This window comes from Lutibacter sp., assembly GCF_040883305.1.
In the GTDB taxonomy this organism is placed as follows: Bacteria; Bacteroidota; Bacteroidia; order Flavobacteriales; family Flavobacteriaceae; genus Lutibacter.
In genome coordinates this window covers 1-24,039 of sequence record NZ_JBFLKT010000132.1, presented here as the reverse complement: position 1 = coordinate 24,039, position 24,039 = coordinate 1, and the positions used below count along the sequence as shown (strand labels likewise).

The window sequence follows — 24,039 nt, the reverse complement described above, 5'->3', positions numbered from 1 at the left end:
GCATTTTTAAAAACCACCAAATCTCCCATTGCCATACGTTCATCAAGTATGTTAGAAGATTCTAACTATCAGCCATTTGCAGGGATTTTTGCAACATACATGGTTCCCCACTCAGAAATTAAAAAAATGGTTGAAATGGTTTCTAATGCAATTAAATCGGTTATTGCTTCAGCATTTTTTCAAAGCAGTAAATTATATTTAAAAGCTACATCACACACTATAGAAGAGGATAAAATGGCTGTAATTTTACAGGAAGTAATTGGAAAACAATACCAGGATGTGTATTATCCAAATATTTCTGGAGTGGCGCGTTCAATTAATTTTTATCCAATAGGAGATGAAAAACCTCAAGAAGGAATTGCCAATATAGCCTTAGGTTTAGGCGAAATAATTGTTGGTGGCGGACAAACTTTGCGTTTTTCACCTTTTCATCCAAAAAAAATACTACAATTATCCTCTCCAGGTTCAACGCAGAGAGATACACAGCAGTATTTTTATGGTTTAGACATAGATCCTAATAGTTATAAAGTTTCAACCTGTGAAGCAATCAATAAAAAGAAAGTAACCATTAGAGGTGCAGAAAATCATGGTTCTTTAAAATTTGTAGCTTCTACATACGATTTGCAAAATAATATAATAAGACCAGGTGTAATGCACGATGGAATTCGGGTAATTTCGTTCGATAATATTCTAAAATACAACACATTTCCTTTGCCAGAAATTTTAAAAGAACTATTGCGAATTGGACAACGAGAAATGAGAAACCCAATAGAAATTGAGTTTGCAGTAAAACTTGATGTACCGCCAGGAAAACCAAAAGAATTTAGCTTTTTGCAAATAAGACCCATAGTAGAAAGTATGGAAACTGTAAGTAAATTGCCTGAAAATTTTGAACTTTCAGATACCATTATTTATTCCGAATCTGCCTTAGGAAATGGTAAATATGAAAATATTTCCAACCTTGTCTATGTAAAACCAGAGACTTTTAATTCTGCTAATACAAGAGAAATTGCAAAAGCGGTAGAACAAATTAACAAAAAATTTGTAGCAATGGATAAAAAATATATATTGGTTGGTCCTGGACGCTGGGGGTCAAGCGATCCCTGGTTGGGAATTCCAGTAATTTGGCCTCAGATTTCTGCTGCAAAAATAATTGTGGAATCTGGTTTAAATAATTTTAGAATTGATCCAAGTCAGGGAACTCATTTTTTCCAAAATTTAACATCTTTTAAAGTAGGTTATTTAACCATAAATCCGTTTATAAACGATGGTTTTTTTGATGTAGATTATTTAAATAAACACGAAGCTGTTTTTGAAGACGCTTATTTAAGACATATTTGTTTTAAAAACCCGCTTACGGCCATTATTGAAGGTAAATATAATAAAGCAGCTATTTTTAAAGAAGGTTTTACATTGCAAGAAACAAGTACAATAATAGAAGATTCCATTGAAGAATTACCTCCAGATGGGTTTATGTAAAAATGTGTATATGGCAAAAAAAAGACTTAAAACATGTAAAATAATTTCAAATTAATAAAAAAAGAATAGATTAATAATAAATGTTAAAAATATCGATAAAAATGTTACTTGAAATTCAATTTTAAATATGTATTTTTGTTCTTATTTTTATTTTATAAACAGTTATAAATTATGTCAATATGAATGTAAAAGAAATTTTAACAAATTTGGAAACTAAACACCCTGGTGAAAAGGAATATTTGCAGGCTGTTCATGAAGTTTTAGAGTCTATTGAGACTATATATAATGAAAATCCACAGTACGAAGCAGCTAAAATAATTGAACGTTTGGTAGAACCAGATAGAATTTTAACATTTATAATTTCTTGGATCGATGATGCAGGAAATGTTCATGTAAATTTAGGTCATAGAGTACAATTTAACAATGCTATAGGTCCTTATAAAGGAGGAATACGTTTACACCCAAGTGTAAACTTAAGTATCTTAAAGTTTTTAGGATTTGAGCAAATATTTAAAAACGCCTTAACCACACTACCTATGGGAGGTGGAAAAGGAGGATCAGATTTTAATCCAAAAGGAAAATCGGACACTGAAATTATGCGTTTTTGCCAGGCATTTATGTTAGAATTATGGAAATTTATTGGACCAAGTACAGACGTGCCAGCTGGAGATATTGGAACAGGTGGTAGAGAAATTGGATTTATGTACGGAATGTATAAAAAGCTACAGCAAGAAAACTCTGGAGTTTTTACAGGTAAAGGTTTAAATTGGGGAGGAAGCTTAATTAGACCAGAAGCAACAGGTTTTGGCGGAGTTTACTTTACAAAAGAAATGTTAGACACTAAAAACGATACTTTTGAAGGTAAAACAATAGCACTTTCTGGTTTCGGAAACGTAACTTGGGGTGTTGCTTTAAAAATTACAGAATTGGGCGGAAAAGTGCTTACAATCTCTGGACCTGACGGATATATTTATGACGAAAATGGATTAAATGCTGATAAAATTAATTACTTATTACAATTAAGAGCTTCTAATAATGATATTGTTTCTCCATACGCTGATGAATTTCCTGAAGCTAAATTTTATGCAGATGAAAAGCCTTGGGGAGTAAAATGTGATATTGCTATGCCTTGTGCAATTCAAAATGAATTGAATGGAGAAGACGCAGAAAAACTTGTTGCTAATGGTGTTCAATATGTAGCTGAAGTTTCAAATATGGGTTGTACGCCTGAAGCTGTAGATGTATTTCATAATGCCAAAATTTTATATGGACCAGGAAAAGCAGTAAATGCTGGTGGTGTAGGAGTTTCTGGGTTAGAAATGTCTCAAAACGCAATGAAATTAAACTGGACAAAAGAAGAGGTTGATGAAAAACTACATCAAATAATGCACTCTATTCATACAGCTTGTTTAAAATATGGAACAGAAGAAGACGGTTACATAAATTATGTAAAAGGAGCAAATATTGCTGGTTTTATTAAAGTGGCAGATTCTATGTTAGATTTAGGTGTATTGTAATCCCATTTGTCCTTTAGGGCATTTCCCTGAAGGGGAAAATTAAGATTATTAATACGTTTAAATATAAAAAGGGTTGCAAATTTGCAACCCTTTTCTTTTTACCTTTGTTTTTAAGATGGAGCAAAATGACACGTATCGCAAAATAATACACATTGATATGGATGCGTTTTATGCTTCCGTTGAGCAATTAGACAATCCAGAATTAAGTGGAAAACCAATAGCAGTTGGTGGTGGTGGTGAACGTGGTGTAGTTTCTGCAGCAAGTTACGAAGCACGTAAATTTGGAGTGCGTTCTGCAATGAGCGGAGTAATTGCCAGAAAAAACTGTCCGCATCTAATTTTTGTGAAACCTAGATTTGAACGTTATAAAGAAATTTCAAAAAAAATTAGAAGTATTTTTTATGAATATACCGATTTGGTAGAGCCACTTTCTTTAGATGAAGCGTATTTAGATGTTACAGAAAATAAAAAAGGAAATCCTTCGGCTAGTTTAATTGCAAAAGAAATTAGAAAACGAATTTTTGATGAATTACACTTAAATGCTTCAGCAGGTATTTCAAGTAGTAAATTTATTGCAAAAATTGCTTCCGATATAAACAAACCTAACGGGCAAAAAACAATACCTCCTGAAGAAATAATTTCTTTTTTAGAAGAATTGCCAATAAAAAAATTCTTTGGAATTGGAAAAGTTACCGCTGCAAAAATGTACAATCTCGGTATTTTTAAGGGAAGTGATTTAAAAGCTAAAAGCGAAACGTTTTTAACCCAACATTTTAAAAGTTCAGGGTTACATTATTACAATATTGTTAGAGGAATTCATAATAGTAAAGTGAAACCAAACCGAGAACGAAAATCTGTTGCTGCAGAACATACCTTTAATACAAATTTAACTTCCGAAATTTTTATGATGGAGAGGTTAGAACGAATTTCAGAAGAATTAGAAGAGCGTTTACAAAAAGCTAAAGTTTCAGGAAAAACAGTTACCTTAAAAATAAAATACAGCGATTTTAAAACGCAAACACGCAGTAAAACGTTACCGTATTTTATTAAAGAAAAAGCGGTTTTATTGAATACTGTAAAAGAGCTTCTTTACCAAGAAAAGGTTTTAAACTCTGTGCGTTTATTAGGTATTTCAGTTACTAATTTGAACATTCACTTTAAAAATAAACCAGAAAAGCCTATAAATATTCAATTTAAATTTGAATTTTAAAACAGGTTTTTAATCAATCTATTTAAAAGTTCAGCTATTTTTATACATGAATAATAGCTAGCTCTTCTATTAGAGGTTCATTATTAAAACGAAGCAATAGTTGAGCAATTGCAATAGTATCTTTTTCACAATAGGTTACAATGCGCGCTATGTTTTTTTCTTTATAAAAGACGCCGCCTACTTCACTTCCATTAATATCATCTTTAGGAGAGGGGATATTTAATATAGAAGTTAACAATTTTAAAGAAGTATAATGTTTATAATCGCCAAACTTCCATAATTCCATGGTGTCTAAATGTGGAATCTCCCATGGTTTTTTCCCAAATAAATTTAGTTTTTCTGGCAACTTTATTTGATGAATTATCATACGGCGTGCAATGAAGGGGAAATCAAATTCTTTACCGTTATGGGCACATAATAAATGGACAGGTTTATTGAAGTGAAGATCTAATAAGTTTTTAAAATCTTTTAAAATTTTAACTTCATCACCAAAAAAAGAAGTGACTCTAAATTTACGATCAATAGTTTTAAAATGAGTAAAATACCCTACGGAAATACATACAATTTTACCGAATTCGGCCCATATTCCAGCCCTTTCATAAAACTCTTCAGGTGTTTGATCTTCTTTACGTTGGTATTGTGTTTTTAAAGCAAAAAGTTCTTGTTTTTCTTCAGATAAATCGTTGTAAAATTCAGTTTCAGGTACGGTTTCTATATCTAAAAACAAGACGTTTTCAAAATTAATTTTAATATTCATAGCTTAAATTTAAGTCTAAATATAATAAAAAAACATCTCAAATTAGAGATGCTTTTAAAATATTATTATTTAAGCTGTTAACTGCTAATTAATTAAAAGCTTTCTAACTGAAACTTTTTCGTCTTCTTCAACTTGAACTAAATACAATCCTGTACTCAAATTTTGTACATTAATTACCTCATTAGGTCGCACTGTTTTGTTATAAACTACACTTCCTAAAATTGAATAAATAACAACATTCTTATCTAAAGAATTTTTGGTTGAGATTGAAATCTTACCATTCCTCGCTGGGTTTGGATAAACATTAAAATCTTCTATTTGATCTTTAGTTACTGAAAGTGATTTTTGCGAAGTAGGATTCCCTTGTGTAGGCGGAGCAATTGTCCAGCCTATTGGTTTATTAGTTAAAGGATCTAAAACTCTTTGAATTGAATTTTCTCCAGTTGTACTACCAACATTTTCAGAAAAATAACCTTCTGCAAGACCATCCTTTGCTTCAAAAGGATTAGTGCCATAGCTAAATAAAAATTCAACTACCTCGCCATTATTATTAATTAATGCAACACCGGCTCCTTTGGGATGTCCATCGGGCATATTAACTACGGGAATCCAAAGAATATTATTGTCTAATGTTTGCGTTAGGGGCAGGGTGAAATCTTCTTTACGGTTTGTACCTAAATAAAAAGACAAATTCCAACCAGCTAAGTTAGTTTCACCAACTCCTGTTAATTCAACACCTGGATTAGATGCCGTATAATTAATTTCAGAAATAAAAATGCTTTGACTAAAACCTGAAATTGTTATAAATAAAACAATTAATGTAAGGAAAAATTTCTTCATGGGGATGAACAATTTAAATGTGTTAAAATATCTTGCTTTATTGTGAAAAATGTTAATTTTAAGGGTAGAACTTAACGAAATGATAAAAAAATCAAATGAATGGATAGTTTTTTAAAATAAACTGTTAGATGAAAACCTTGTTTTAGTATGGTTTTACCATACTTTTTAACATAAATTTTATAATTATGTAGTTATAATCGCCTTAAAATCAATATTTTTCTTTTTAAATAAAATAAAATGGTGTAAAACACACAAGTTTCTATTTAAAGAAAATAAGTATTAGTATAAAAATAATAATTAATGGTTTTGTAATATAAATTAAGGTTAAAATTTTATTTAATTAACAACCAATTTACGTGTGGCAACTTTACCTTCTTCTTCAATTCTTATTAAATAAATACCCTTGTTTAATTTAGAAACATTTAAATGTTCTTGAGTTAGTAATTTTTTACTAAAAACTTGTTGCCCTGTTAATGCATAAATTTCAACTTGCTTATTTGTATTATTATTAGATGTCATAAACAACACCCCATTAGAGACTGGATTTGGATACATAACAAAATCTTTTATTTGGTTTTTAACAACGGAAAGTGTAAAAATATTTTCTGCCCCCGGAGTTCCAAAATCTCCATCACCATAAGTTGTGGTTGCTACTCCCCAGTTTGAACCAGCATTATTTGCAACGCTATCATAAGCTCCCAAACTTAACTCCATACTTTTCCCCGCAATTAAAGGATATCCTAAAATATCACTATAAACAACCCTATCAATTTCTGTAGCGCCGCTTGTTAAAATAATTTCATCATTAGTATTAGCTAATGAAAATCCTGTAAACTGGTAATCTACAGTAAAACCTCCATTTAACAAAGTATCAGCATCTCTTGCAAATACAGCATAACCATTTGCAGGAACTATAACAGACGAGGCAATTGTATGTGATTCTAGACCAACTTCGGAAATAACCCAACCTTGCATATCAATGTCTGAAGCAGTAGTGTTGTAAACCTCAAAATATTCACCAGCAGCATCTCCAACAGCATTAGGATCTTGCATAATTTCAGTTATTATTATAGAACCGACATTTGGAGAAACAATACCAGAAAGTAAACTACTTTTACTTACAGCATCTGCGCTAGAACAAATAACATTTTGATTGTAACTACCAATACTTAATCCAGATTTTAACCGTACATAAATTGTAGTTGGTGAAATTGTAGTTCCTGCGCCCTTTAATAAAGTAACAGAAGCACTAAAAAAGCCTCCAGAAGTTTCAGAAATTTCAAAGTTACTGGGTGCATTAATACTAATGTCGGCTGTTAAATTAGCTCCTGAAACAACAAAAACCCCTTCAATTGAAGGTCCTGAACCAACTTCATAATCTAAATCTGAAACTAAATAATTGTTACTTATAATTGCTGGAGCAGTAGAAAATGTTTGACTATTATTTTTTAGTCCCTCTGTTGCAGTTGCTGCAGAAGCCCAAGAAAAATCGTTGTAATAAGTTCCCGTTCCTGTTAATTGTATGGATTCACCTACTAGAACTGAATTATCTTCTGAAACACCAATATCAGTTGATAACATTCCATTTGCTGTCCCATCAGCAGCTGTAAAAATTCCTTCATAGCTTAAAAATTGAATTACATTTCCTAATCCATCAATTAAAGCAATTCCATCAGGGCCGTCTTGAATACCTTCTTGTAAAAACCAAAGCGTACCTCTACTGTTTTCTTCAATTGGAATTATACCAGACAAGATAATAGTTTCATAAACCATAGAGTTATTACCATTGTAAAATTCAATAGTCCAACCATTTAAATCTGTTCCGCTGGGCCCTGCTATTTCAACACCTTCATTACTTACTGCTCCATTATTATCATAATGAATTTCATTAATAAAAACGTCTGTTTGCCCAAATGAAAGTGTAACCATAAAGATGGTTACAACTAAAAAATAAAATCTTTTCATAGCTATTTTTTTTGTAGTTGTTTGATAAAAATATAAAAACATTTTAATTTAAACCCAATAAATAGTTAAAAATTAAGGATTTAATTATAATTTAACGGTGAAAATTAATTTAATGTAAGTTTAATGTTAGCTTAATGTTATACTTTAAATTACTTTGTTGCTAATGTTTTAAAATTGTAATTAATGATTACTTTTGAGCGATTTTAGTTTTAAAAACTGTTATTATTATGAAAAAAGCAGCTATAAAAATTCTTTTAGTTGATGATGAACCTGATATTCTAGAAATTGTATCCTATAATTTAAAAAACGAAGGTTATAAAGTTTACACGGCTAAAAATGGAGTTGAAGCAATAGCTTCAGCTAAATTAAACCATCCGCATTTAATAATTTTAGATATTATGATGCCAGTAATGGATGGTATCGAAGCTTGTGAAAAAATTAGAGCAACTCAAGGTTTAGAAAATGTACTAATTACTTTCTTTACTGCGCGTGGTGAAGATTATTCGCAAGTAGCTGGTTTTAATGTTGGAGCAGATGATTATATTACAAAACCTATAAAACCAAAAGTGCTTATTAGCAAAATTAATGCGCTGTTAAGAAGAGTAGATAAGGTTCAAAATATAGCTTCTCATACAGTAAAAGCGGGTGATATTATTATCGATAGAGAAGAGTATGTAATAATTAAAGATGGAAAAAAAATTTCGTTGCCAAAAAAAGAATTTGAGTTATTCGCCCTGCTAGCTTCAAAACCAGATAAAGTTTTTAAGCGCGATGATATTTTAGATAGAGTTTGGGGAAATGAAGTTGTTGTTGGAGGAAGAACTATTGATGTACATATTAGAAAATTACGTGAAAAAATTGGTGATAATTACTTTAAAACTATTAAGGGTGTAGGCTATAAATTTGTTATAAATGAAGATTAGAAAAACATATTCATTTGCATTTTGGACTACCTTATTTATTACCTTATTTATTCTTGGACTATTATTAGTTACTGCATACATATTTTTAGATATACAGCTAAATATTAAATACTTAGTTCCATTTGTAGCTGTAATTTTTATTTTTACTTTTTTAATTATTCAATACAGATTAGAGAAATTTATTTATAAACGTATAAAAAAAATATACGATCGGGTTTCGGTTTTAGATCGTTCAGATTTTAATAAAACTGCAATAACTTCTGATATTGATGCACTTTCTAGAGAAGTTCAAAAATTTGCAGAATTTAATCAAGAACAAATTGCAAATTTAAATTTAAGAGAAAATTACAGACGAGAATTTTTAGGAAATGTTTCACACGAATTAAAGACTCCATTATTTACTGTACAAGGTTATCTATTAACATTGGCTGATGGCGCAATAGATGATAAAAAAATTAGCAAAAAATACTTGAAACGCGCTAATAAGGGTGTTGAAAGGCTTATTTCAATTGTTAAAGATTTAGATTTAATTTCTAAACTAGAATCGGCCGATTTAGTTTTAAATAAGCAACCATTTAATATTCTAGAATTAGTACAAGAAGTATTTGAATTGCTGGAAATGAAAGCCAAAAAAAGAAATGTTTCGTTACATTTTAACAAACATTATATCTTTCCAATAATGGTTATTGCCGATGTAGAAAAAATAGAACAAGTACTTACCAACTTAATTGTTAACGCTATAAAATATTCCAAAAAAAATGGTACAATAATGGTAAGTGTTGAAAAAATGGATACTAAGGTATTAGTAAAAGTTATAGATGACGGTGAAGGAATTAAGGAAGAATATTTACCTAGACTGTTTGAGCGTTTTTATAGAGTAGACCAAAGTCGCTCGAGAGAGCAAGGTGGTTCTGGATTAGGGCTTTCAATTGTAAAACATATTATTGAATCTCATAACGAGCAGATTTTTGTAAAAAGTGAATTCGGAAAAGGTTCAGAGTTTTCATTTACGCTCGAAAAGATGAAAGTTACTTAAATTAAAACTAGTTACGGTTTCTTTAAATCCTGTATAATTTACAATCTCATTAAGTTTTTCTAAGGAAAAATCCTGCTGATTTGTAAATGGTGCAATTAATTTTTCTTTTAAAGTTTTCGCTAAATATTCTTGTTCAAATTGACCAGGAGTAGGAATAAAAAATACTTTTTTACCCAGAACCGCTAAATCCATTATGGTTGAATATCCCGAACGCGCAATTATTAATTCACTTTCATTTAGCGCTTTTTCAAGTGCATCTGTTAGCAAATAATTTTTAATTTTGATGTTTCCTGCCATTCCTATAGGTAGACTAGAAGCTTTTGAGATTTTAATATTTTCTAAAGTTCCTCTAACAAAAAGTACTTTTCCTTGGTAATTTTTAAGCTCTAATAGTAATTTTTCTTCTAATAAAGTCCGTTGAGGTTCTGGTCCAGAAAGCACCACTAATAAATTATATTTAATGGGGCATTTTTCAGGTTTAAGCCTGCTTAAAATTCCAATATATTTTAGATTAAAATCGTGTAACTTTAAATGACCTAAATCTCCTGAAAAATTAGATTCATTTTCAACATCAGGAATCCAGCATTCATTAAAATTTTTAATTATTTTTTGATGAGTTTTTGAGGTAATTCCTGTAGTTTTTCCAGAAAAAACTGTTAGTTGATGTGTTATATAAACAGCTGGGATGTTGGAATTGTAAACACCAAATCTATTGTCGGAAATAGTTCCAGCAATACCTTCCTTTTTAATAATTTGAGCTACCAGCTTGTGTTCTTTTTTTACTGCGGCAATAACGGATGGAATACTTAAAAGCAGCTTGAATTTTAAATTCCTGCCACTTTTAGAATATTTTATATTGTAAGAAGGTAACGTATAACTTTTTAATAAAGGAAATTCTTTTTGAAGCAAAACTAAAGCAGCACCATCACTTGCTAAAATAGGTTGGTAATTAGATTTTATTAATGCATTTATTATTGGAATACAACGTGTTGCGTGCCCTAAGCCCCAATTTAATGGCGCAACAAGAATTTTTTTTTACAAGTCAAAACCAATATCTTTTCTAAAATTCATAGCTTCAAAACAAAGTTTGTCAATATTTTTGTACGATTGTTTTAAAGCTTCATTATAATTAGCTCCAAAAGATGTAATTGCAATTACACGACCACCGTTTGTAACAACTTTTTCATCTTTTATTGTAGTTCCTGCATGAAACGGAATAGAGTTTTCGATAGTATTTAATCCAAAAATTTCTTTTCCTTTTTCGTAAGCTTCTGGATATCCGCCAGAAACTAACATAACTGTACACGCACTTTCTTTTTTAAATTCAATAGTTTTAGTATGCAATTCTTTATTTCCAGCAGCAATTAAAAGTTCTAAAAAATCACTTTCAATTCGTGGTATTACAACTTCGCTTTCTGGATCACCCATTCGGCAATTGTATTCAATTACTTTAATTTCTCCTTTATCTAAAATCAATCCAATAAATACAAAACCAACGTAATTAATATTATCCTTTTGAAACCCTTTAATTGTTGGTTTAATAACCTGATTTTCTATTTTCTCTAATAATTCTTCGGTTAAAAAAGGCACTGGTGAAACTGCTCCCATTCCTCCGGTATTTAAACCTTTGTCTCCTTCACCAATTCTTTTGTAATCTTTAGCACTTGGCAAAGTCACATAGCTTTTTCCGTCGGTTAACACAAAGCAACTAAGTTCTATTCCTGTTAGAAACTCTTCAATAACCACTTTACTACTTGCTTCACCAAACTTTTTGTTGGCTAACATTTCGGTAAGTTCGTCTTTTGCTTCTTGTAAATCGTTTAAGATTAAAACTCCTTTTCCAGCAGCCAAACCATCAGCTTTTAAAACATATGGAGCTGTTAAAGTATCTAAAAACGTATATCCTTCATCCAAATTTTTAGTTGTAAAACTTTTGTAAGCAGCCGTTGGAATGTTATGTCTATACATAAATTCTTTAGCAAATTCTTTACTTCCTTCTAGTTGTGCAGCGTATTTTTGAGGCCCAATTACTGGAATATTTTTTAATTCAGCATCGTTTAAAAAGAAATCGTGAATTCCTTTAACTAATGGATCTTCCGGACCAACAATAACCAATTTAATTTGATGTTCTAAAACAGCTTTTTTTACAGCTTCAAAGTCGGTTTGATTAATATTTAAATTAGTACCTACTTCTTTTGTCCCAGCATTTCCAGGAGCGATAAACAGCCTATTTAATAAGTTACTTTGGGCTATTTTCCAAGCCATTGCATGTTCTCTTCCTCCTGATCCAAGTATTAATACATTCATATGTAAATTTATTTTAAGCTATCTATGGTTTTTATTTAAAAAATTTGTTCTAATATTTTTTGAGTAATTACGTAGGTTGGCAATACTCCAGTTGTTCCTAAACCTCCTGAAGCTAAAGTACTTCCGGTTTCTAAAGGGTTGTCTGAAGCATAATATGCATACCTAACTTTTACTTTTCTAGAGATATTTCCTCTAATTTTTGAAGCTGCCTGAATTGCTTTTTGATAATGTGCACCTTCCATTTCAAGACCGGTAACTTTCCAAGTAGAATCGTGAAAGAATTTTAAAATATCTTTATTTTGAAGTGATGTTCCTAAAACAGTTACCATTGCTCCTGTATAAACATCAACACCGCAACCTTCAAATTGGTTCTTTTTAAGTTGATTTTTAAACGGATAATTATCTGCAGTTCCTTCAAAAATATGTGAAGAAGGGATCATAATATCACCTTTTCCACCTTCTAAAATTCCTGCCTTACCCATTATTGAAACAGAATCTACATTTAAATGGTGTTTTTTACCTTGTTGATCTGTATAAGGTTTTAAAAGTTCATCCATAGTTTCATAAGCCTGTTCGCCAAATGCGTAATCCATTACAATTAGCACTGGTTTTTCTTCTTCATTTAAACTATTTTCCAGCTTGTATTGTGTTTTAGAAATATCAATTTTACTAGTATCAATTACCTGAACATTAATATTGGTTCCAAAAGTATCTTTAATATAAATTAAACCATTATCGCTTGCAAATTCTTTTACTTCATGACGTAAATCTTCATTTTCATCTTTACTTAATAATTGAAATAGAGATATTAAGTTATTGTTTTTAATTTGTTTTGGTAAAACAATTGGTGCGTAAATGGAATTCATTACACTGTGCATATTTGCACTTATAATATGAATTGGTCTTTTTAGCAAGTTATTTTCTTCCAATACTTTTTTAATATTGTTTGCCCAAATTTCTCCAAAAATATGATGTCCAATGCGTTCACGCAGCACGGGGCTAAAATTAATTTCTCTTTTTAAATTATCTACTTTTTCGTTAATTGCCAATCTTCCTAACCAATAAATAATTTGAAAAAAGCGATCTGGATTATTTTTAACACTTAAAATTAAGTACACATTTAGAGCTTCTTCAAAAGTTCTACCCAATATACTTGCTAAATGTGCCAACATTATATCGCGATCGTCTCCATTTATTTTTTTATTATGAAGTACAACGTCTTCTAATTTATTCCATTCTCGTATTGTTTTGGTTCCATTGTCGATTAAAACTTTTGAAGCAATTTTATGAGATTCAACAAATAGAAATGTTAAATGAGTAAGAATATCATAGATTTCAGATCTTCCTCTGGTAACTTCAATATTCATTTGATCTTTATCTATTCTAAAACAATTTCTTCTTCTTTTTGGTGGAATAATTGGTTTAAAATGCGATTTTGAATAGCCTTCATCTGATGTTAAATTTATAAATCTACATTCTTCAATTCCCGTTGGAAGACGTTCAATAACATAAATTAATCCATTTAATTCTACTTTTTCTTCAGCAATTGATCCATAAATTTCCGGACGCAATAACAATAAAGATTCTCGCAGGGCATCACCCGAAATTCCCATTGGTTTGTAAAAACCTCTACTAAATAAATGACGCATAGAAATGTACAAACGCTCTATGGCATTAGAAGATTCTTGTGCTCTAGTTCTACCGTGAATTTTCGATTGTGTCATACTTATTTTTTGAATTGCAAAGATACAATATCTCTGTTGAGATGTGTAATTGGTTAATATAATTAATTCTGAAATACTTTAAGGTAATTAACATTGTTATTTAAAATGTTAGATGCTTTTAAAATTGTTGGGTCAAAAACAGCTTTTTGCTGATAAACACCTTCAATATAAAAATAGCGTTTTACAATTTCTTCAGTTAATTTTTCTATAATTTCTTCTTTATTTTTTTCTAATTCAATTAATTTTTCTGAATGGATTACTTCCAATAAATCGGTATATTTTTTTTCTAAGTTTTTCCCTAAATTTTCTGAAGTAGCTTTTTCTCGCGCTTTGTTAAATTCCGTTTCCGTTTCCGTTTCAAAATCATTATTATTTTTACTCAAATACTTTAATAGTGCATCAAAATCCTCATCTTTTAAATTAAATTTTGAAGGTTCTAAAATAGTTGGATTGTTATAAAAATAGTTGGTAGCATAGTTAAAAAACGCATCTGAATTTAATAATATTTCAGTAGTTTTGGTAGTTGTAGGTTTTTCAATTTCAACATCTGGTAAAATTCCTCCACCTCCAAAAACTGTTCTTCCTTTTTCGGTTTTATAAGTTTCTCTACCGGCATCAGAAAATTTAGGAATATTTCCCTTATCGTCGCGGTTTGTATAATCCAATTCTTGAATACATCTTCCGCTTGGCGTGTAATATTTTGAAATGGTTAATTTCATTTGTGTGCCGTAAGATAATGGTTTGTAGCGTTGCACTAAACCTTTACCAAAAGAGCGTTCACCGAGCACCACGGCTCTGTCATAATCTTGCAAAGCTCCTGCTAAAATTTCTGAAGCTGAAGCCGAACGATTATTTATTAAAATTGTTAATGGAATCTCTAAATCTATAGGTTCGTTTCTGGTTTTATAGGTGGCACTCTCTTTTTTGGTTTTAGCTTTTGTGGTAACTACAACTTTATCTTTTGGTATAAAAAAGTTAACTATTGTTACTGCTTCATTTAGCAAACCTCCAGGATTGCTTCTAACATCAATAATTAGTTTTTTCATTCCTTCTTCCTTTAATTCTAAAAAGGCTGTTTTTACTTCTTCAGCTGCTTTTTCGTTAAATTGTACAAAAGAAATATAACCAACTTCTGCATCAATCATGGTGTAAAAAGGAACAGAACTTACGCTAATTTTTTTTCGGGTTACCTCAACATCTAACACTTTATTTTGACGTTCAATTTTAAGTATTACTTTAGTGTTTGGCAATCCGTTTAAGACACTTGAAACTCCAATTTCTTTAAAATCTTTTACCTCAAGATCACCGATTTTTAAAATTTTATCTCCTGGTTTTAATCCTGCCTTTTCTGCTGGTGAATTTTTTAATATTTCTCGAATTGTGACTGTTTTGTTTTTAAATTTTGAAATAGCTCCTATTCCACCATATTCGCCAGTTGCTCTAATTCTAGCATCTTCAACACCTTGCTCGTCGTAAAATCTAGTGTAAGGATCTAAATTACCAAGCATATAATTAATAGATTTAGTAGTTAATTCACCAGGATTAACTTCATCTATATAATACATATTTAGTTCTTTAAACATAGTTGTATAAATATCTATTTGTTTAGCTATTTCAAAAAAATCTGATTGAAACCCAGCGGAAATTGCAACTGTAATAGTTACAAAAACAGCGAGTATCCATTTTTTTATTTTAGTTTTCATCTTCCTTAATTTTTGTGTCAAATTTTGAGATTACTTTTTTTAAAGATACCTCTAAATCAACATAATTTATTTCTTCCTTTGCCATATAAATAAACATAAAAATATATTGTTCATTTAAATTTTTTGTAAAAGAATGTTTATTTATTCTATAAACTTCACGTATTAATCTTTTTATCCTATTGCGGTTAACGGCTAACTTTACATTTCTTTTTGGCACAGAAAACCCTGCTTTTATAGGAAATTCCGCACCATGGTGTATAGGTAAATAAATTAATCTTAAAGGAAATGATTTTACGTGGTTTCCTTCAGCAAATAGTTGCTCAATTAATTTTTTACTTTTTAATTTTTCTTCTTTTCCTAAAGTATAACTCATTTGTGTTAATCAAAAACCTAAACTAAGATTTTTTCTACAATTTTGGTGCTATTAATATTTGTCAATTTTTGATATCACAAATTAGTTTTGCTACTAATTTGTGCTTAACCACAAATGTAATGAATAAAAGATTTTAAAAAATTAAATTGAAAAGACTTTAATTAGTAAATTTGTGTGCAAACCATAATTATAACAGAATGTCACAAGATTTATTTCAAGCTCCGGATTATTATCAATTAGATGCATTATTAACCGAAGAGCATTTATTAGTAAGAGATGCCGCCAGAGAATGGGTAAAACGTTCAGTTTCTCCACTTATTGAAGAAGCTGCACAAGAAGCCAAATTCCCAACTTCAATTATTGCGGGTTTAGCTGAGATTGGAGCTTTTGGACCTTATATCCCTGAAGAATATGGTGGAGCAGGTTTAGATCAAATGAGTTATGGTTTAATTATGCAAGAAATTGAACGTGGCGATTCGGGAGTTAGATCTACAGCTTCTGTGCAATCTTCGTTAGTTATGTATCCAATTTGGAAATATGGAAACGAAGCACAGCGCAAAAAATACTTACCAAAATTAGCTACTGGAGAATTTATGGGTTGTTTTGGTTTAACGGAACCTAACCACGGATCAAATCCGAGCGGAATGGAAACCAAAATTAAAGATATGGGTGACCATTTTTTATTAAATGGAGCAAAAATGTGGATTTCAAATGCACCTTTTGCTGATATTGCTGTTGTTTGGGCTAAAAATGAGGAAGGGCGTATAAAAGGACTTATTGTTGAACGTGGCATGGAAGGGTTTACAACTCCAGAAACACATAATAAATGGAGTTTAAGAACGTCATCAACAGGAGAATTAATTTTTGATAATGTCAAAATTCCTAAAGAAAATATATTGCCAAATAAAGATGGTTTAGGTGCGCCTCTCGGTTGTTTAGATTCTGCACGTTATGGAATTGCTTGGGGTGCAATTGGAGCAGCAATGGATTGTTACGATACCGCATTACGCTATGCTAAAGAACGAATCCAATTTGATAAGCCAATTGCTGCAACACAATTGCAACAAAAAAAATTAGCTGAAATGATTACTGAAATCACCAAAGCTCAATTGCTAACATGGCGCTTAGGAACTTTAAAGAATGAAAATAAAGCAACTTCAGCTCAAATATCAATGGCAAAACGTAACAACGTAGATATGGCTTTAAAAATAGCTAGAGAAGCACGTCAGGTTCTTGGAGCTATGGGAATTACGGGTGAATATTCTATAATGCGCCACATGATGAATTTAGAAAGTGTAATTACTTATGAAGGAACACACGATATTCATTTATTAATTACAGGGTTAGATATTACTGGACATCAAGCTTTTAAGTAAAAACATGTTCACTTAAGCAAAAAGTGCTTTTAACTCAGTAGCTTCTTGAGGTTTCATTTTCCCGGAAAGAATTAAACTTAGTTGTTTTCTTCGTAATGCGCCTTCAAAACGTTCTTTTTCAAGAGCTGTTTCGGGTTGTATTTGTGGAACTCTTACTGGCGTACCAGTTGTGTCAACAGCAACAAATGTATAAATACCTTCATTTACCTTAGAACGTTCTTGAGATTCTCTATCTTCACTCCAAACATCTACATAAATTTCCATAGAAGATTTAAATGCACGAGAAACTTTTGCTTCTATGGTTACAACACTTCCAACAGGAACAACTTTATTAAAAGCCACATGGTTTACAGATGCTGTAACTACTATTCTTCTAGAATGTCTGCGTGCAGCAATACTGCAGGCTCTATCCATTCTAGCCAATAATTCACCTCCAAAAAGGTTTCCTAAAGGATTGGTTTCACCAGGTAAAACAATATCTGTAAGTATGGTTAATGATTCTTTAGATGCTTTAATCATGCCTTAAATTTTTGGCAAATATAACTCTATTTTATTAAAAAAAATGAGGATGTAAATGTTGAGTATTAATTGGTTTAATATTCTTTTACTAATAACCAAGCGTCTTTAGAAATGGTTCTTTTGATGTTGTTTAAAGTATTTATAGCTTCATTTTTAGAATTGCTACTTGCATAAGAAACTTGTGTTAAATTCCATTTATTAACACCTAAAATTTTAGCATTATACCCTTTTTCAACCAACTCGTTTAGTTTTTTTTCTGCATTTATAGGTTCTCTAAATGCCCCAGCAATAATATGGTAATTATAGGTTTGTTTGGTAACATTTAAAGTGATAGCAGGTAACGGATTAGCTATAACAAAAGTCGCTTCTTGTATGGTTTTTTCAAGTTGTTGTTGTTGCTGTTGGGCTTCAGCAACTAAATTATTGTATTCAATTTTTTGGTATTCATTCCAACCTAAAGTTCCTAAAGCAAAAAGAATAGCAGCACTTGCGGCATATTTAATAAAAGCAGGTGTTTTACTAGTATTTTCTTTTGTTGGTAAAACAGGAGCAATAGTTTCTAATTGTTTTACTTTTTGCTTGTATTCTATACGTTTTATTGCTGGTGAATTGTAAGAATTCAAACCAAAAGATGAAGTTAAATAATTAATTGTATTAGCAGGTTCAAAAATATAGTTTCCATTAGTGTTTATAGAAAAAGTTCCAATATTTTCAATTGAAAGTACTTCATTTTTTAATAGCTGTTCCCAAGATTCAACTTCTTTATAAATATTATCAAGCGCCTTTGAATAGGAAATATTTTCTGATGATGCAATATAATTTGCTAATAAACCATCGTTATTTTGCAAATTAGCATTAAAAGTTAGTTGCTTTGAAGGTGCATAAAATGTATGTGTAAAATGGTTCACTTTTGCAGAAATTTCGTTAGTTACAAAACCTCCAAAATTTGGAACAATTACACATTCGTACCTGTATAATAAATCGCTTATGTATGTTGCTAATGTCATTAAAACAAATATAACGGAAAACTGCACTAAAAATATAAGGAAAGACTAATTTTTATTAACAATAATTTTATATATTGAATTTCAAATTGTTAAAAGATGCTCGAAGAAGATTTATTGTATATTTTAGCCTTACAACGTGTAAAAGGAATAGGAGATATTAATGCAAAAAAGTTAATATCTCACTGTGGAAGTGCAAGAAATGTGCTAAAAGAGAAGCGACACGTTCTTCAAAAAATTAATGGAATAGGCGCTTTTACTTTGCAACATTTATTTGATAAAGGAAATTTAAAGGAAGCAGAAATTGAGCTGAAATACATTCAAAAAAATGATATTGAAACGTTTTATTTTGAAGATAAAAACTATCCTGATAAGTTAAAACATTGTATTGATGCTCCAATTTTAATTTTTAAAGAAGGAAATTTTAACCTCACAAAACAGCGAATAATTAGTATTGTTGGTACGCGAAAAATTACAAGCTACGGACGTGATTTCTGCGAAAAATTAATTTCAGATTTAAAACCTTACAACCCAATAATTGTTAGCGGTTTTGCTTATGGGGTAGATATTTGTGCACATAAAGCTGCTCTAAAAAACGAATTGCAAACTATTGCAGTATTGGCGCATGGTTTTGAAGAAATATATCCGAAATCTCATAAAAAACATGTTGCTGAAATCAATAAAAATGGTGGATTTATCACCGATTTTTGGCATAACGATGCTTTACAACGTGAAAATTTTTTAAAAAGAAATAGAATTGTAGCAGGTATTTCTGAAGCTACAATAATTATCGAATCTGCCGAAAAAGGAGGCTCTTTAGTAACTGCCGATATTGCAAATTCTTATAGTAGAGATGTTTTTGCTGTTCCTGGCAGAAGTACTGATAATTTCAGTAAAGGATGCAACGATTTAATTAAAAGAAATAAAGCTGCTATTTTAACTTCAGCAAAAGATTTGGTTGAAATGTTAAATTGGGATCTAGAAACTAAAAAAGAAACTGCAATACAAAAACAGTTGTTTGTAGATTTAGATGAAACTGAACAGCAGGTTTACGATTTTTTACTCAAGGATGGAAAAGAGCTGTTAGATATTATTTCGTTGAGTTGTAAATTGCCAGTTTATAAAACTATTACCATTTTATTTAACCTTGAAATGAAAGGTGTTGTAAAACCATTGCCTGGAAAAATGTTCGAGGCTATTTAACAATTTCTTTGGCTATAATTATAAATGGTATTCCTTCAATAATCCTTATTTTTGCCACTTATAAAATTAATATGATTGAAATACCAAAAAATGTAAAAGGACTTATTTTTGATTTAGATGGAACCATTGCAAACACCATGCAAAACCATTTTTTATCTTGGCGTGAAGCTCTGTCTCCTTTCGGAATAGATTTTACTGCGGAGTTGTTTAAATCTTTAACAGGAAAGCCTAGAGAAGCAACAATTTTAAAATTAAACGAACTGTTTGGAACTAAAATGGATCCTGCTACTGTTGGAAAAGTAAAAGGAGAAACTTTTAAAAAAATGGTACATCAAACACAAGAAATTTCTATTGTAGCAGATGTTGTTAGAAAATACCACAACGTTTTACCAATGTCTATTGGAACAGGAAGTACTAAAAATGGTGCTAAAAAAACATTAGAAGTAATTGAAATGTCTCATTTTTTTGATATTGTAATTACTTCAAATGATATTGAAAACCCAAAACCACATCCAGAAACTTTTTTAAAATGTGCAGCATTAATGCAAATTAATCCGACGGATTGTATAGTTTTTGAAGATGGAATTTTAGGAATGCAAGCCGCAGAAACTGCTGGGATGCAAGTTGTTGATGTTAACGAGTATTTTAAAATGGAGTTTACTGTTTAGTAAACTTATTTTAGATAGGTTTTAGGGAATTTATTTTTGAGTTTATTTCATTGTCGCAATAGCAGCTTCGGCACAGCGTTCTCCATCCATTGCAGCAGAAACAATACCGCCAGCATAACCACCACCTTCTCCACATGGAAATAATCCTTGTAATTCAGGGTGTTCTAAAGCAGTTGTTCTTGGTATATTTACAGGTGATGAGGTTCTGGATTCTACACCAATTACATTCGCTTCAGCTGTATAATAACCGTGCATTTTTCTTCCAAACTCAGCAAAACCTTTGCGCAATCTACCTCCAATTTGTTTTGGTAAAATAGAATGTAAAGTAGTCGATTTTAATCCAGGTTGATAAGAAGTTGGATTTAAAGTATCAGATAATCTTCCTTCAACAAAATCGGTTAAACGTTGCGCTGGAGCAGCTTGTGTTTTTCCACCAGCAACCCACGCTATTTTTTCTAAATCTTTTTGAAATTCGAGTCCTTTTAGTTCCCCAAATTGTTCGTATTTATATAAATCTTTTTCAGCATTAATTTCAACAACAATACCTGAATTGGCAAATAAATTATTTCTTTTTGAAGGAGACATTCCATTTACTACAACTTCGCCATTTGCAGTTGCTGCAGGCACAATAAATCCACCCGGACACATACAAAACGAATAAACGCCTCTACCATTTACCTGATGTACCAAACTATATGAAGCAGCTGGCAATAATTCATCTCTTTTTCCCTTACAATGGTATTGAATTGAATCAATAATTTCTTGAGGATGTTCTACACGAACTCCCATTGCAAAAGACTTAGATTTTATAGCAATATCTTTTCTTTTTAGTAAATAATAAATATCTCTGGCTGAATGTCCTGTTGCTAAAACTACAGCATTTACATCCATTTCATTACCATTTTGAAGCTGAATGGCTTTTAATTTATGGTCTTTTATGGTAAAATCTACAACCCGACTTTCAAAATGAATTTCGCCACCATGTTTTAAAATAGTTTCTCTAATATTTTTAACAACTTTAGGTAATTTGTTGGTTCCAATATGCGGATGAGCATCTACCAAAATTTGGTCAGTTGCTCCGTGAAAAACTAAATTTTCAAAAATTCTTCTAACATCTCCACGTTTTAAACTTCTAGTGTATAGTTTTCCGTCAGAATACGTTCCTGCACCGCCTTCACCAAAACAGTAATTCGAATCTTCATCAACTATATGAAATTGATTGATTGCACGTAAATCGCGTCTTCTATCGCGTACATTTTTTCCACGTTCTAAAACAATTGGTTTAAAACCTAACTCAATACAACGTAATGCGGCATACATTCCAGCAGGGCCAAAACCAATAATATGAATTTCTTTTGCAGAAGAAACATCCTTATAATCAAAAGTATATTCTGAAGTTTCTGGAAGTGGCTCATTAATATAAACAGCTAATTTATAATTAAAGATAATTGCAGCTTTTCTGGCGTCAATAGATTTACGCAATACTTTTACCGAAGTAATAGTATTGCTATTAATTTTTAACTGTTGTGCAGCTTTTTTCTTTAGAATACCCTCTTGGGTGGTTTCTTTAATTGGTACTCTAATTTGAATCTCTTTAACCATTGCGGCAAAATTAGTTAAAATTAATTCAATTTTGAATTAAAGCTTTTGAAATGCATTCTGCTTTAGCTGGAGGAAGTTTAAAACAATTCAAAAAAATGGCTTTAGCCAAAGAAATCACCTTCTAATCAAACTAAAATGCCCTTGTTTGTTGCGAATTTTTCCAGTTTTGTCTTTTAATTCAACAGTAAACCAATAATCGGTTGAAGGCAATTGTTTGCCATTGTACAAACCATTCCATCCTTCAATAGTTGGATTTATTTGTGCTATTAATTTTCCATATCTATCAAAAATATTGAGTGTAGAAGTTGGATAAAAATCTCGATTTATTCCAATAATATTCCAAGTATCATTATAACCATCGTTATTTGGTGTAAAGAATTTTGGATAGCCAATGATTGAAATTTCCAATGCTGCAGTTCCACAATTGTCAGTATCTCTTACATACAATGTATGAATTCCTGCAGGAACATTATCAAAAAATGGTGCATCTTGAAAAGGTCCAAATTCATCATTTAAGGAATATTCATAATCATCATCGCCTAAATTGTTATTGGCATCATTTATTGTAATTGAATTATTGCTGGAATCATCAACAATAATTAAATCGTCTAAATCAATAGTAGCAACATCAGATTTTTCAACAAAGATTGTGCGCGGTAAGGATTCACAACCCAAATTAGAAGTTGCAATAACAGTAAAAAAACCTCCTTCAAAAGTAGCATAGGAAGCCACATTACTTAAAAGATTTCCGTTGCTATCAAACCACTGATATGTATAATTATCCTGAGGATTTAAAGGTTCTAAAACTGTTGGAGGTGTATTTAAACATAATATTTGTTCTGGTAAAACTTCGAAACTCGGTAAAGGATTTACAACAAAATTTAAGTTTGTTGAAACGCTACAAACAGTATTTAGAGGGTTTTGTATAATAACTGTTACAGTTTGTGATGCTGTAAAAAATGGGTTCGGTAAAGGACTTGGCAGTGGATTGTTAACTGCATCAAAATAGAAAACTTCCATATTCGTTTGTCCTCCTAATAAACTTGACTCTATGTTTGAAGTGTTAAAATATGAAAAACCATCTGTAGTATCTTCTCCATCATCGCAAAGCGGTTCTATTGTTAAAGGATAAACTTCTGGTGCGTCATCTACAATAAATTCTAATGTTGTTTCATCAGAACAAGCGGGATTTATGGTAGAATTATTGTTTTCAACTTTTATGGTAATTGTCTGACTTTTAGTTAAAAACAGGTTTGGTAACGGACTTGGTAATGCGTTTCCATTTTCATCAAAATAACTAATTGTAATACTGGTTTGTCCGTTTCTTATCGTTGTATCTATGTTTGAAACATCAAAAGGGAAAAAGCCATCTTGGTCATCATCGCACATACGTTCAATAGTAACTGGATTTGCAACTGGAAGTTTTTCAACATGTAACGTAATTACGTGGTTTAAACCCAAACAAGCATTTACATCGTCACTGTCAATTCTAATATATATTTTTTGTTCCCAAGGTGTTGTGTTTTTATAGTTTGAAATATCTGGAATGGCATTTATTTCGGATAATGCATCCTCTAAATTTTCAAAATAACTAATTCTTACTTCTTGTGAAGAAAATACGGGTTTTGTAGCAATTAATTGTTGTGTTGCATCACTAAAATTAAAAAAAGTACGTCCATCTTGATTGTTTGAAGGATACTCTTCACACAAATAATAATCTAAATGAAAATCGCTTGGGATTTGAGTTGCACCCACTTTTAAATTAATTTTTGCAGAGCGTTCGCAACCATTTATAGTTTTAACTTTTACATAAACAGCACTATTAATAACACT

General features: G+C 30.8%; 20 protein-coding genes. 8 read left to right on the top strand and 12 right to left on the bottom strand.

All coding sequences use genetic code 11. The features are described 5' to 3' along the window. The 3 genes from AB1Z17_RS04235 to dinB all read left to right on the top strand — a co-directional run. Window positions 1-1,479 (top strand): PEP/pyruvate-binding domain-containing protein (locus tag AB1Z17_RS04235; protein ID WP_368050550.1); only part of this gene is annotated, 1,479 nt, incomplete at its 5' end. Window positions 1,480-1,658: 179 nt separating this feature from the next. Further along, a complete protein-coding gene (gene gdhA, locus AB1Z17_RS04230; RefSeq protein WP_368050549.1) occupies window positions 1,659-2,996 on the top strand; it encodes an NADP-specific glutamate dehydrogenase in 1,338 nt (445 codons plus the stop codon). Window positions 2,997-3,111: 115 nt separating this feature from the next. Further along, window positions 3,112-4,206 (top strand): DNA polymerase IV, encoded by a 1,095-nt coding sequence (gene dinB, locus AB1Z17_RS04225; RefSeq protein WP_368050548.1) that lies wholly within the window; start codon window positions 3,112-3,114, stop codon window positions 4,204-4,206. Between the two features lie 40 nt (window positions 4,207-4,246). Here dinB and AB1Z17_RS04220 read toward each other — a convergent pair whose 3' ends face one another. The 3 genes from AB1Z17_RS04220 to AB1Z17_RS04210 form a co-directional block, all read right to left on the bottom strand. Continuing rightward, window positions 4,247-4,963 (bottom strand): 3'-5' exonuclease, encoded by a 717-nt coding sequence (locus AB1Z17_RS04220; RefSeq protein WP_368050547.1) that lies wholly within the window; start codon window positions 4,961-4,963, stop codon window positions 4,247-4,249. Between the two features lie 84 nt (window positions 4,964-5,047). Then, on the bottom strand, window positions 5,048-5,803 hold the full coding sequence (locus tag AB1Z17_RS04215; RefSeq protein WP_368050546.1) for a T9SS type A sorting domain-containing protein: 756 nt from the start codon (window positions 5,801-5,803) through the stop codon (window positions 5,048-5,050). Window positions 5,804-6,139: 336 nt separating this feature from the next. Further along, window positions 6,140-7,768, bottom strand: coding sequence for a lamin tail domain-containing protein (locus AB1Z17_RS04210; RefSeq protein ID WP_368050545.1), 1,629 nt, complete (start codon window positions 7,766-7,768; stop codon window positions 6,140-6,142). Window positions 7,769-7,995: 227 nt separating this feature from the next. Between AB1Z17_RS04210 and AB1Z17_RS04205 the strand changes: the two genes are divergently transcribed. Together AB1Z17_RS04205 and AB1Z17_RS04200 are read left to right on the top strand one after the other, a co-directional pair. Beyond that, window positions 7,996-8,691, top strand: coding sequence for a response regulator transcription factor (locus tag AB1Z17_RS04205; protein WP_368050544.1), 696 nt, complete (start codon window positions 7,996-7,998; stop codon window positions 8,689-8,691). Next, window positions 8,681-9,727: a sensor histidine kinase gene (locus AB1Z17_RS04200; protein WP_368050543.1), complete on the top strand. Its 1,047-nt coding sequence runs from the start codon at window positions 8,681-8,683 to the stop codon at window positions 9,725-9,727. The genes AB1Z17_RS04205 and AB1Z17_RS04200 overlap by 11 nt, the downstream gene beginning before the upstream one ends. Here the strand turns inward: AB1Z17_RS04200 and AB1Z17_RS04195 are convergent. The 5 genes from AB1Z17_RS04195 to rnpA all read right to left on the bottom strand — a co-directional run bounded on the left by AB1Z17_RS04195 (window position 9,695) and on the right by rnpA (window position 15,834). Continuing rightward, complete coding sequence (locus AB1Z17_RS04195) at window positions 9,695-10,636, bottom strand: glycosyltransferase (RefSeq protein ID WP_368050542.1); 942 nt, start codon at window positions 10,634-10,636, stop codon at window positions 9,695-9,697. The genes AB1Z17_RS04200 and AB1Z17_RS04195 overlap by 33 nt on opposite strands. A 126-nt stretch (window positions 10,637-10,762) precedes the next feature. Beyond that, entirely contained in the window at window positions 10,763-12,034 is a 1,272-nt protein-coding gene (gene purD / locus AB1Z17_RS04190) for a phosphoribosylamine--glycine ligase (RefSeq protein WP_368050541.1), read from the bottom strand. A gap of 35 nt (window positions 12,035-12,069) precedes the next feature. Further along, window positions 12,070-13,758 (bottom strand): hypothetical protein, encoded by a 1,689-nt coding sequence (locus AB1Z17_RS04185; protein WP_368050540.1) that lies wholly within the window; start codon window positions 13,756-13,758, stop codon window positions 12,070-12,072. A gap of 62 nt (window positions 13,759-13,820) precedes the next feature. Next, on the bottom strand, window positions 13,821-15,461 hold the full coding sequence (locus AB1Z17_RS04180; protein ID WP_368050539.1) for a S41 family peptidase: 1,641 nt from the start codon (window positions 15,459-15,461) through the stop codon (window positions 13,821-13,823). Continuing rightward, complete coding sequence (gene rnpA / locus AB1Z17_RS04175; protein ID WP_368050538.1) at window positions 15,451-15,834, bottom strand: ribonuclease P protein component; 384 nt, start codon at window positions 15,832-15,834, stop codon at window positions 15,451-15,453. The genes AB1Z17_RS04180 and rnpA overlap by 11 nt, the downstream gene beginning before the upstream one ends. A 197-nt stretch (window positions 15,835-16,031) precedes the next feature. Here rnpA and AB1Z17_RS04170 point away from each other — a divergent pair, with 197 nt between their 5' ends. Next, a complete protein-coding gene (locus tag AB1Z17_RS04170) occupies window positions 16,032-17,210 on the top strand; it encodes an acyl-CoA dehydrogenase family protein (RefSeq protein ID WP_368050536.1) in 1,179 nt (392 codons plus the stop codon). 12 nt (window positions 17,211-17,222) lie between these two features. Here the strand turns inward: AB1Z17_RS04170 and AB1Z17_RS04165 are convergent, their stop codons facing one another. Continuing rightward, a complete protein-coding gene (locus AB1Z17_RS04165; protein WP_368050535.1) occupies window positions 17,223-17,729 on the bottom strand; it encodes an acyl-CoA thioesterase in 507 nt (168 codons plus the stop codon). Window positions 17,730-17,803: 74 nt separating this feature from the next. Further along, complete coding sequence (locus AB1Z17_RS04160; protein ID WP_368050534.1) at window positions 17,804-18,736, bottom strand: SPOR domain-containing protein; 933 nt, start codon at window positions 18,734-18,736, stop codon at window positions 17,804-17,806. A gap of 96 nt (window positions 18,737-18,832) precedes the next feature. On the opposite strand from AB1Z17_RS04160, the gene dprA reads away from it, so the two are divergent. Then, window positions 18,833-19,936, top strand: a complete 1,104-nt coding sequence (gene dprA, locus AB1Z17_RS04155; protein WP_368050533.1) for a DNA-processing protein DprA — start codon at window positions 18,833-18,835, stop codon at window positions 19,934-19,936. 8 nt (window positions 19,937-19,944) lie between these two features. Then, a complete protein-coding gene (locus AB1Z17_RS04150) occupies window positions 19,945-20,604 on the top strand; it encodes an HAD family hydrolase (protein ID WP_368050532.1) in 660 nt (219 codons plus the stop codon). A 42-nt stretch (window positions 20,605-20,646) separates the two neighbouring features. On the opposite strand, the gene AB1Z17_RS04145 is transcribed toward AB1Z17_RS04150, so the two are convergent. Further along, window positions 20,647-22,206: an NAD(P)/FAD-dependent oxidoreductase gene (locus AB1Z17_RS04145; protein WP_368050531.1), complete on the bottom strand. Its 1,560-nt coding sequence runs from the start codon at window positions 22,204-22,206 to the stop codon at window positions 20,647-20,649. A 114-nt stretch (window positions 22,207-22,320) separates the two neighbouring features. Further along, a partial coding sequence (locus AB1Z17_RS04140; RefSeq protein ID WP_368050530.1) for a T9SS type B sorting domain-containing protein occupies window positions 22,321-24,039 on the bottom strand: 1,719 nt, incomplete at its 5' end.

What these genes read in the sequence shown, in the direction of transcription:
- AB1Z17_RS04165 (WP_368050535.1), bottom strand. Translation starts at nt 17,729, where the DNA reads ATGATTAAAGCATCTAAAGAATCATTAACCATACTTACAGATATTGTT.
- AB1Z17_RS04200 (WP_368050543.1), top strand. Translation starts at nt 8,681, where the DNA reads ATGAAGATTAGAAAAACATATTCATTTGCATTTTGGACTACCTTATTT.
- AB1Z17_RS04145 (WP_368050531.1), bottom strand. Translation starts at nt 22,206, where the DNA reads ATGGTTAAAGAGATTCAAATTAGAGTACCAATTAAAGAAACCACCCAA.
- rnpA (WP_368050538.1), bottom strand. Translation starts at nt 15,834, where the DNA reads ATGAGTTATACTTTAGGAAAAGAAGAAAAATTAAAAAGTAAAAAATTA.
- AB1Z17_RS04185 (WP_368050540.1), bottom strand. Translation starts at nt 13,758, where the DNA reads ATGACACAATCGAAAATTCACGGTAGAACTAGAGCACAAGAATCTTCT.
- AB1Z17_RS04220 (WP_368050547.1), bottom strand. Translation starts at nt 4,963, where the DNA reads ATGAATATTAAAATTAATTTTGAAAACGTCTTGTTTTTAGATATAGAA.
- AB1Z17_RS04215 (WP_368050546.1), bottom strand. Translation starts at nt 5,803, where the DNA reads ATGAAGAAATTTTTCCTTACATTAATTGTTTTATTTATAACAATTTCA.
- AB1Z17_RS04160 (WP_368050534.1), bottom strand. Translation starts at nt 18,736, where the DNA reads ATGACATTAGCAACATACATAAGCGATTTATTATACAGGTACGAATGT.
- AB1Z17_RS04180 (WP_368050539.1), bottom strand. Translation starts at nt 15,461, where the DNA reads ATGAAAACTAAAATAAAAAAATGGATACTCGCTGTTTTTGTAACTATT.
- AB1Z17_RS04205 (WP_368050544.1), top strand. Translation starts at nt 7,996, where the DNA reads ATGAAAAAAGCAGCTATAAAAATTCTTTTAGTTGATGATGAACCTGAT.
- AB1Z17_RS04170 (WP_368050536.1), top strand. Translation starts at nt 16,032, where the DNA reads ATGTCACAAGATTTATTTCAAGCTCCGGATTATTATCAATTAGATGCA.
- gdhA (WP_368050549.1), top strand. Translation starts at nt 1,659, where the DNA reads ATGAATGTAAAAGAAATTTTAACAAATTTGGAAACTAAACACCCTGGT.
- dinB (WP_368050548.1), top strand. Translation starts at nt 3,112, where the DNA reads ATGGAGCAAAATGACACGTATCGCAAAATAATACACATTGATATGGAT.
- dprA (WP_368050533.1), top strand. Translation starts at nt 18,833, where the DNA reads ATGCTCGAAGAAGATTTATTGTATATTTTAGCCTTACAACGTGTAAAA.
- AB1Z17_RS04210 (WP_368050545.1), bottom strand. Translation starts at nt 7,768, where the DNA reads ATGAAAAGATTTTATTTTTTAGTTGTAACCATCTTTATGGTTACACTT.
- purD (WP_368050541.1), bottom strand. Translation starts at nt 12,034, where the DNA reads ATGAATGTATTAATACTTGGATCAGGAGGAAGAGAACATGCAATGGCT.